This is a genomic window from Mycobacterium europaeum (assembly GCF_002102155.1).
In the GTDB taxonomy this organism is placed as follows: domain Bacteria; phylum Actinomycetota; class Actinomycetes; order Mycobacteriales; family Mycobacteriaceae; genus Mycobacterium; species Mycobacterium europaeum.
This window is the reverse complement of the sequence record NZ_LQOU01000068.1, coordinates 1-1,323: the sequence shown is the minus strand read 5'-3', so window position 1 is coordinate 1,323 and position 1,323 is coordinate 1. Positions and strand designations below refer to the sequence as shown.

The following is a 1,323-nucleotide window of genomic DNA, read 5'->3' as shown; positions in this document are numbered from 1 at the left end:
ATCATGACGCGGATCGCCTGTGTGGGTTGTCTTTTGACGTGCTCACCACCCCGGAGCGGTTGGCTGCCCTGGAGCGGGTGGAACGCGTGGCCCGCCGGCTGCGCGCGCCCCAACATGCGTTGATCAACCAGCTCGACGCCCAGGCCAGCTCCGAGGAGCTGGGCGGTTCGCTGCGTGCGGGGCTGGCCGACCGGTTGCGCATCACGAAAGCCGAGGCCGCCCGGCGCATCGCCGAGGCCCACGACCTCGGGCAGCGCCACGCGCTGACCGGTGAGCCGTTGGCGCCGCGGTTGAGCGCGACCGCGGCCGGACAGCGCAGCGGGCTCATCGGGGATGGGCACGTCAAAGTCATCCGCAGCTTTTTCGCCCAGCTGCCCGCCGAGGTCGACGCGTTCACCCGCCAGGCCGCCGAGGCCGACCTGGCCGACAAGGCCACCGGGTATCGGCCCGACGAGTTGGCCAAATACGCCCAGCGGATCCTCGATTGGCTGCACCCCGATGGGGATTTCAGCGACGCCGAGCGGGCCCGCAAGCGCGGAATCACACTGGGCGCCCAGGAATTCGACGGCATGTCACGCCTGAGCGGTATGGTGACCCCGGAGCTGCGGGCCGCGATCGAAGCGATGCTGGCCAAGCTGGCCGCACCCGGGGTGTGCAACCCCGACGACGAAACCCCCGTGGTGGATGCGCCGCCGGATGAGGACGCGGTGCGTCGCGACACCCGCAGCCAGGCTCAACGCAATCATGACGCCATGCTCGCCGGACTACGCGGACTGCTCGCTTCCGGGGACCTGGGTCAGCACAATGGGCTGCCGGTGTCGATCGTGGTCACCACCACGCTGACCGACTTGGAGTCCGCGGCCGGCAAGGCGCTGACCGCCGGCGGCACCCTGATACCGATCTCGGATGTGATCCGCTGGGCCGGCCACGCCCACCACTACCTGGCGATCTTCGACAAGAGCCGATCGCTGGCGCTGTGGCACACCAAACGCCTGGCCTCACCCGCCCAACGAATCATGTTGTACGCCAGGGATCGCGGCTGCACCAAGCCGGGGTGTGACGCCCCGGCCTACCACAGCCAGGTTCACCACGTCCGCGGCTGGCAGGCCACCCGCCGCACCGACATCGACGACCTCACCTTGGCCTGCGGCCCCGACAACCGACTCGCCGAACAAGGCTGGACCACCCGCACCAACGCCCGAGGCGAAACCGAATGGCTCCCCCCGCCCCACCTGGATCGCGGCCAACCCCGCACCAACAGCTACCACCACCCCGAACGACTCCTCCACCACGAAGACGACGACGAACCCGATTGACGCAACG

1 protein-coding gene is annotated in these 1,323 nt (G+C 69.3%); it reads left to right on the top strand.

Annotated elements, in window-relative coordinates:
* Positions 1 to 1,316, top strand: a 1,316-nt coding sequence (locus tag AWC03_RS25995; RefSeq protein ID WP_085243580.1) for an HNH endonuclease signature motif containing protein, incomplete at its 5' end; no start/stop codon positions are given.
* Positions 1,317 to 1,323: the final 7 nt, after the last annotated feature.